Here is a 7,360-nt window from a genome sequence, read left to right as displayed (position 1 = left end):
GCCTCACGGCGGCGGGGGCTGTTGCGCGACTCGGTCTCCGCGCGCAGGCGGGCGTTCTCCGTCAGGGCCTGCGCCAGCTCCGCGCGGGTCTGCTCCAGCTGGATGCTGGCGTTGCGCTCCACCTCGGCGCGGGCCTTGGCCAGGTCGTTCGAGCCCTTCTCGCCTTCCTTCTGCTCGAAGAGCTTGCGCTTGGTCTGCTTGAGCTGCTCCTTGACCTCCTGGAGCTGCGCGCGCTGCTCGTCCAGCTCCTTCTGCTTGCGCTGGACCTCCGATTCCGCCTTCGCGCGCGCCTTGCTCTCGGACTCCAGCTCGCCGCGGAACGACGGCGCGGAAGAAGAGGACGAAGTGAGCGAGGGACGGCCCGCGTTGGCACCAGCGCCGCTCTTGTCTCCGAAGAGCAGCAGGCCGAGCGTCACGGCGAACCCGACCGATACGAGGATGAGTGCAACCAGCAAGGGAACGACCTCCACAGAAAGATGCAAAAAGCGGGGCAGCCTACCGCCCGGACATGGCGCGTCAAGGCTTCACTGGCAGGCAACCCGGCGGGCCCCACCCACCGCGCCGGCCGGGCCATGGCCTCCGCCTGATTTCCGGCTCCCCCGAGGGCAGCGTCTAGGGCACGCTCACGCGCCATGGCGCACCTGGAGCTCAAGCCGAAGCGGGACGTGTCGAGCTTCCGCAAGCTCGCCATCGGGAGCTGGGCGACCGCGTATGACCCCACGGTCTACGGCACGCTGACGGTGCGCATGGACGCGGCGCTCGACTACCTGGACGCCTTCCACCAGCGCACCGGCGTGCGGCTCACCGCGACGCACCTGGTCCTCAAGGCCGTGGGCGAAGCGCTGCGCCGCTGCCCGGACGCCAACGCGCTCCTGCGCTACCAGCGCATCTACCTGCGCCAGCGCGTCACCGTATGCGCGGTGCTGCCGGGGGCTGATGCACAGGGCCTCACGCCCGTGCGCATCGAGGACGTGGACCAGAAGCCGGTGCGCGAGCTGGCGCTGGAGGTGGACGCCAGCGCGGCGAAGGTGCGCGAGGGCAGGGACTCGCGCGTGGAGCAGGGGCGGCGCCTGATGGAGCGCGTGCCGAATCTCTTGCTGCACCGCTTCACCGGGCTCGTGTCGTTCCTCACGTACACGCTGAACGTCGACCCGTCGTGGCTGGGCCTGCCGAGGGATCCCTTCGGCGCCGCGGTGGTGGTGGACGTGGGCGCGCTGGGGCTGGACACGGCGTACCTGCCGCTGGCGCCCTTCACGCGCGTGCCCATCTTCCTGGCGCCCGGCGCGGTGAGGCAGGTGGCGGTGGTGGAGGAGGGCAGGGTGGTGCCCGGCCACGTGATGAACATCAACGCGTCCTTCGACCACCGCTTCCTCGACGGCTACCACGCGGGCGTCATCGCCAGCACGCTGCGCGAGATGCTGGAGCACCCGGTGGAGGCCTTCGGGCCGCCTCCGGAATAGCCCACGCTCAGCGGGGCTCGCGCACCCGCCGGCGCCGCACCGTCTCCGCGCCGCCCAGCGACTCCAGCACCGCCGCGAGCACCCGGCGCGTCTCGTCAATCACCCGGGCCCCCTGCGCGCGGCGGAAGCGCGTCTCGAGCTCCGCCCGGAGGTCGCGGGTCGTGTCGACGGCGGCGTGTCCCCGCTCGGACAGGCGGATCCGCCGGGTCCGCGCGTCGTCGGAAGGCGCTGGCTCCACGATGCCGAGCTCCCGCAGCTCCGCCACCGTCTTGGACGCCGCCTGCTGCGTCACGCCCAGCAGCTCCGCCAGCTCGCTGATGGTGCGAGGCGCCTCCAGCAGGTGCTGCACCACGTAGCCATGCCCCTGACGGAGCCCCGGGAAGCCCGCCGCGTGCACCTGCTCCAGCACCAGCGCGTTCACCCGCATGCCCACGAAGAGGGCCAGATGCCCCAGGTCCAACGCCTCCAGCTCCGCACTGCCCCCGCGCGCTCGACGTGCCATGCCAGTCGTCTTGCATCCACAACCAGGGTTGTGCAATGAGGGTTGTGAAACCAGGGTTGTGGAATTTCCAATGTCTCCGGAGCCCGCCATGTCCCAGTCCTCGCCGAACCTGGAGTTCACCCGGCGCTACCTGCAGGCCCTCGAAGCGGGGGCGACCGGGGAGGCGCTCGCCGCCTTCTTCCACCCGGAGGTGCGCCAGCACGAGTACCCCAACCGCCTGACGGTCCACGGAGCCACGCGCGACCTGGCGGCGCTGCTGGCCGCCGCCGAGCGGGGACAGAAGGCCGTCGCCTCCCAGCGCTACGAGGTGAAGTCCGCGCTCTGCGAGGGGGACACCGTCGCCATGGAGGCGGAGTGGAGCGCGACGCTGCGGGTGCCGCTGGGGAACCTGCCCGCGGGCGGGACGATGCGGGCGTCGCTCGGCATGTTCTTCACCTTCCGCGACGGCCGCATCGTCTCCCAGCGCAACTACGACTGCTTCCAGCCCTTCTGACCTAGTACGCGTACTCCCAGCCGCCGCGCGTCCGCGTGCCCTGGCCCATCCGCGCGCTCATCTCGCGCAGCCGGCGCACGCGCTCCGGGATGGGCGGGTGCGTGGAGAACAGCGACATCACCCCGCCGTGGTGCAGCGGGTTGACGATGAACAGGTGCGACGTCGCGGGCGCCCGGTCGTACGGCATGGCCTCCGCGCCGCGCTCCATCTTCAAGAGCGCGCTTGCCAGCGCATCCGGATCTCCGCACAGCTCCGCGCCCGTGGCGTCCGCGCCGTACTCGCGCGAGCGGCTCACCGCCAGCTGCAGCAGCGTGGCCGCGATGGGCGCCACCAGGAGCAGGCCCAGGTTGGACAGCGCCCCGGCCACGCCACCGCCCTCGTCATCGTCGCTACGGCTGAGCATGCTGCCGCCGAACCAGAACAGCATCTGCGCCGCGTAGCTGATGATGCCCGCGAGCGTCGCCGCCACCGTGCCGATGAGCGTGTCCCGGTTGCGCACGTGACCAATCTCGTGCGCCAGCACGCCCTCCAGCTCACGCCGGTCCAGGATGTCCATGATGCCCGCCGTCACCGCGACGGCCGCGTGGCTCGGGTTGCGGCCCGTGGCGAACGCGTTCGGCTGTGCCGTGGGCAGGATGTAGACCTTCGGCTTCGGCATGCCCGCGCGCGCGGCCAGCCGCTCCACCATCTCATGCAGCCAGGGCGCCTGCTCATACGACAGCGGCTGCGCGCCATGGATGGCCAGCGCGATGCGGTCGCTGAACCAGTACGAGCCGAAGTTCATCACCACCGCGAACAGGCCCGCCATCATCAGGCCCTGTGCGCCACCCAACCGCTGGCCGATGACGAGCACCAGGCCCGTCAAGCCCGCCAGCAGCACGGTCGTCTTCAATGCGTTGCCCAGCCGGTGCCACCCGCCGCCCTTGAGCGCCGGTGCGGCCGGTCCTCGGGATGTCATGTGGGGGTCACGCTGCGCCATGTTCCTCGTTCCGTGCCTTTCGCCCCGTCAAGGGGGCCACACGAAACGTAAGCAGGCGCAGGGGGGCGTCAACGTAACGGGTCCAGGCCACCCCGGAGGCCCATGGCCACAGCGGGCGCCCGTCCCAAAGGTAGAGCGGACTTCAAAGATAGAAACGATCCGTCACGCCCGCCGTACGCTGGAGGATGGCGCTCCAACCGAGCCAGACGTCAATGCCACTGCCGCCCGCCTTCGACTCGCTCCCCAGGGCACCGAGCGAGCCCGTGCAGCCCGCCACCGTGCCCAATCCGGATTCGCGCACGTGCGTCAGCAGCGCCCGTACGGTGGGCATGCCACGCGCCTCGAAGCGGTCCGACACGTCCTCGCGGCCGGTGAAGTCCGGCTCATCCAGCCTGTCCATCAGGAAGCGTTCCAGGGCCCACCAGAACAGGTACACCTCCACGCGCCGTCCGGCCGCCGTCGCCGCCGCCGCGATGGAAAGCCCCTGGTGCACCCGGTCGTATTCACCACTGTGCAGGAAGACGACGACCCTGTTGTCCGGCGCGCTCACGCGGTGGCTCATACCGTCCAGAAGCCACCGCGTCCATTCACGCCCGAGGGCGGACCGCCGGGGCCCTTTGGCTTGCACCCCGGCCCTGGCGCTTGCTAGGAACCGGATGACCTTCCAGGCTTACACGTTTTTTGCAGCGACAGCGCGGGTGGCTTTCAGCGACATGGGCGACGAGACGACAGCCAGACGGAAGGATGCCCACCTCGACCTGTGCGCGACCGGAGACGTGGAGCCGGCACAGAACTCCACGTTGCTGGAGTGCGTGCACCTCATCCACTGCGCCATGCCGGAGATGGCGGTGGAGGACGTGGACCTGTCCACGCCGTTCCTGGGCAAGCGCCTCCAGGCGCCGCTGCTCGTCACCGGGATGACGGGCGGCACGGACCGCGCGGGCGTGGTGAACCGGGACCTGGCGCTGCTCGCGGAGCGGCACGGCCTGGCCTTCGGCGTGGGCAGCCAGCGCGCCATGGCGGAGGACACCGCGCGCGTGGCGTCGTACGCCGTGCGCGACGTGGCGCCCACGGTGGCGCTGCTGGGCAACATCGGCCTGTACCAGGCGATTGGCCTGGGCGTGGACGGCGTGCGCAGGCTGATGGACGCCATTGGCGCGGACGGCATGGCGCTGCACCTCAACGCGGGCCAGGAGCTGACGCAGCCGGAAGGCGACCGCGACTTCCGCGGCGGCTACCGCGTGGTGGAGGAGCTGGCGCGGGCCTTTGGCGAGCGGCTGCTGGTGAAGGAGACCGGGTGCGGCATCGGCCCGGACGTGGCGCGGCGGCTGGTGGAATTGGGCGTGCGCAACGTGGACGTCTCCGGGCTGGGCGGCACGTCGTGGGTGCGCGTGGAGCAGCTTCGCGCGGCGGGCTCTCAAGCCCAGGTGGGCGCGGAGTTCAGCGGCTGGGGCATCCCCACCGCGGCGGCCATCGCCAGCGTGCGCAAGGCGGTGGGTCCGGAGGTGCGGCTCGTGGCCAGCGGCGGCGTGCGCGGCGGGCTGGAGTCCGCGAAGGTGCTCGCGCTGGGCGCGGACCTGGCGGGCATGGCGCTGCCGCTGTTCCGGGCCCAGCAGCAGGGCGGGTTGCCGGCCGCCGAGGAGGCGCTGAAGGTCATCCTCACGGGTCTGCGCCAGGCGCTGGTGCTGACGGGCAGCCGCTCCGTCGCTCAGCTGCGGCAGCGGCCTCGCGTGGTGACCGGCGCGTTGAAGGATTGGTTGGCGGCGTTGTGATGCAGGGTGGCACCCAGGTTGGGAAGGAAGAACATGTCTGACACCGTGACGTCCCGGCTCGCCGGATTCCACAAGCTGCCCCTGGAGGAGCGCCTGGCGCGTATTGGCCAGATGTTCCGGCTGACCGAGGCGGAGCTGGAACAGCTGCGCGGCGAGAACGGTCTGGACCTGTCCATCGCCAACCAGATGATTGAGAACGCGGTGGGCACGTTCTCCCTGCCGCTGGGCCTGGGCCTGAACCTCACCGTCAACGGGCGCGACTACCTGGTGCCCATGGCCGTGGAGGAGCCCTCCGTCGTGGCGGCGGTGTCGTTCGCGTCGAAGATCGTCCGCGAGGCGGGCGGCTTCATCGCGGAGGCCGACGAGTCGATGATGATCGGCCAGGTGCAGGTCTCCAACTACGGAGACCCCGGCCGCGCGTCCGAGAAGGTTTTGGACGCGAAGGATGAGATCCTCGCCCTGGCCAACAGCTTCCACCCGGCCATGGTGGCCCGCGGCGGTGGCGCGAAGGACGTGGAGGTCCGCCTCCTGCCCGCGCCGGAGGGTCCGCGCGGCGAGCCGCTGCTCATCGTCCACCTGCTCATCGACGCGCAGGAGGCCATGGGGGCGAACCTCATCAACACCATGGCGGAGGGCGTGGCGCCGCTGATTGAACAGCTGACCGGTGGCCGGGTGTACCTGCGCATCCTGTCGAACCTGGCGGACAAGCGGCTCGCGCGCTCCACGTGCCGCATCCCGCTGCCGCTGCTGGCGGACTTCGGCCTGCCGGGCGAGGTCATCGCCGAGGGCATCGCCCAGGCGAGCCGCTTCGCGGAAGCGGACCCGTACCGCGCCGCCACGCACAACAAGGGCGTGATGAACGGCATCGACGCGGTGGCCATCGCCACGGGGCAGGACTGGCGCTCCATCGAGGCCGGCGCGCACGCGTTCGCCTGCCGCAAGGGGCAGTACCGCCCGCTGTCCACCTGGTACCTGGAAGAGGGGCACCTGGTGGGCCGCATCGAGCTGCCGCTGGCGCTGGGCCTGGTGGGCGGCCCCATCAAGATCCACCCGGGCGCGCAGGTGGCGCTCAAGCTGATGCGCGCCACCACCGTGCGCGAGCTGTCCATGGTGTTCGCGTCGGTGGGCCTGGCGCAGAACTTCGCGGCGCTGCGCGCCCTGGGCTCCGTGGGCATCCAGAAGGGCCACATGGCCATGCACGCCCGCAGCGTCGCCGTCACGGCGGGCGCGCGCGGCGGGGACGTGGAGAAGGTGGCCAACCTGCTGGTGAAGGCCGGGCACGTGAAGGTGGAGAAGGCGCGGGAGATCCTCGCGAGCCTGCCGCTGGAGACGCCCGCCATCGCCACCCTCACCGACGGCTGACGTGTCCGACCCCAAGCGCTCGCCAGACACGCAAGAGCGCTTGACGGGGCAGGGCGGCGCGCGGAATGAAGGCGCCCGCCCCCTTCCGCGTGCCTGGTGCCATGACTTCCGCAACGAACCCCCTGGTCGCCTTCGGTGCTGGCAAGGTCATCCTGCTGGGCGAGCACAGCGTCGTGTACGGCTACCCGGCCATCGCCGGCCCGCTGAGCATCGGCGTGGTGGCGCGCGGCGGGCCTTCGCGCTCGTGCGTGCTGGACGTGCCGGTGACGGCGGACGCGGCGCAGAAGCGGATGATGCGCAAGGCCTTCGCGCGGGCCGCGAAGCTGGTGGGCGAGCCCCGCGTGAAGGTGACGCTGGAGCCGCAGCTGCCCCTGTCCGCGGGGCTGGGCAGCTCCGCGGCGCTGGCGGTGGCCACGTCCCGCGTGCTCCTTCAGGCGGCGGGGCAGGCGCCCACGGCGAAGGCGACGGCGCGGCTGGCGTGGGAGATGGAGCAGGAGTTCCACGGCACGCCGTCCGGCGTGGACCACACCACGAGCGCGGAGGAGAAGCTCATCCTCTACCGGCGCGTGCAGTCACCGGCGGGCGTCACGGGGCGCGCGCGTGCGTTGAAGAGCCCCCGGCCGGTGTCGGTGGTGGTGGCGCTGGCGGGCGCGCGCAGTCCCACGAAGCTGACGGTGGGGGCGCTGCGCGAGCGGCAGGCGCTGTGGCCAGAGCGCTACAAGCGGCTCTTCGGGCAGGTGGGGCGGCTCGTCACCGAGGCGGCGCAGGCGGTGGAGGCGGGCGATTTGGAGG

The 7,360-nt window shown here is 71.4% G+C and carries 8 protein-coding genes and 1 pseudogene; 5 read left to right on the top strand and 4 right to left on the bottom strand.

Annotated elements, in window-relative coordinates:
• A pseudogene (locus D7X55_RS32165) lies at positions 1-455 on the bottom strand (cell envelope biogenesis protein TolA); the annotation flags it as partial.
• 177 nt (positions 456-632) lie between these two features.
• On the opposite strand from D7X55_RS32165, the gene D7X55_RS32160 reads away from it, so the two are divergent.
• Positions 633-1,460, top strand: a complete 828-nt coding sequence (locus D7X55_RS32160) for a 2-oxo acid dehydrogenase subunit E2 (protein WP_121725056.1) — start codon at positions 633-635, stop codon at positions 1,458-1,460.
• 7 nt (positions 1,461-1,467) lie between these two features.
• Here the strand turns inward: D7X55_RS32160 and D7X55_RS32155 are convergent, their stop codons facing one another.
• Positions 1,468-1,962, bottom strand: coding sequence for a MarR family winged helix-turn-helix transcriptional regulator (locus D7X55_RS32155; RefSeq protein ID WP_120548019.1), 495 nt, complete (start codon positions 1,960-1,962; stop codon positions 1,468-1,470).
• A gap of 88 nt (positions 1,963-2,050) precedes the next feature.
• Between D7X55_RS32155 and D7X55_RS32150 the strand changes: the two genes are divergently transcribed.
• A complete protein-coding gene (locus D7X55_RS32150) occupies positions 2,051-2,455 on the top strand; it encodes a nuclear transport factor 2 family protein (protein ID WP_121725057.1) in 405 nt (134 codons plus the stop codon).
• Position 2,456: 1 nt separating this feature from the next.
• On the opposite strand, the gene D7X55_RS32145 is transcribed toward D7X55_RS32150, so the two are convergent.
• Positions 2,457-3,413: a zinc metalloprotease HtpX gene (locus D7X55_RS32145; RefSeq protein WP_167510841.1), complete on the bottom strand. Its 957-nt coding sequence runs from the start codon at positions 3,411-3,413 to the stop codon at positions 2,457-2,459.
• Positions 3,414-3,576: 163 nt separating this feature from the next.
• A complete protein-coding gene (locus D7X55_RS32140; RefSeq protein ID WP_121725055.1) occupies positions 3,577-3,996 on the bottom strand; it encodes a hypothetical protein in 420 nt (139 codons plus the stop codon).
• Between the two features lie 151 nt (positions 3,997-4,147).
• Here D7X55_RS32140 and fni point away from each other — a divergent pair, with 151 nt between their 5' ends.
• The 3 genes from fni to D7X55_RS32125 form a co-directional block, all read left to right on the top strand.
• Positions 4,148-5,206 carry a type 2 isopentenyl-diphosphate Delta-isomerase gene (fni, locus tag D7X55_RS32135; protein WP_121725054.1) on the top strand — a complete coding sequence of 353 codons (1,059 nt, stop codon included), beginning with the start codon at positions 4,148-4,150 and terminating at the stop codon, positions 5,204-5,206.
• A 33-nt stretch (positions 5,207-5,239) separates the two neighbouring features.
• On the top strand, positions 5,240-6,568 hold the full coding sequence (locus D7X55_RS32130) for a hydroxymethylglutaryl-CoA reductase, degradative (RefSeq protein ID WP_120548012.1): 1,329 nt from the start codon (positions 5,240-5,242) through the stop codon (positions 6,566-6,568).
• 101 nt (positions 6,569-6,669) lie between these two features.
• Positions 6,670-7,360 (top strand): mevalonate kinase (locus tag D7X55_RS32125; RefSeq protein ID WP_121725053.1); only part of this gene is annotated, 691 nt, incomplete at its 3' end.

This window comes from Corallococcus sp. AB049A, assembly GCF_003668885.1.
GTDB lineage: Bacteria > Myxococcota > Myxococcia > Myxococcales > Myxococcaceae > Corallococcus > Corallococcus interemptor.
The sequence above is the reverse complement of the archived record's forward strand: the minus strand, read 5'-3'. Positions and strand labels throughout refer to the sequence as shown.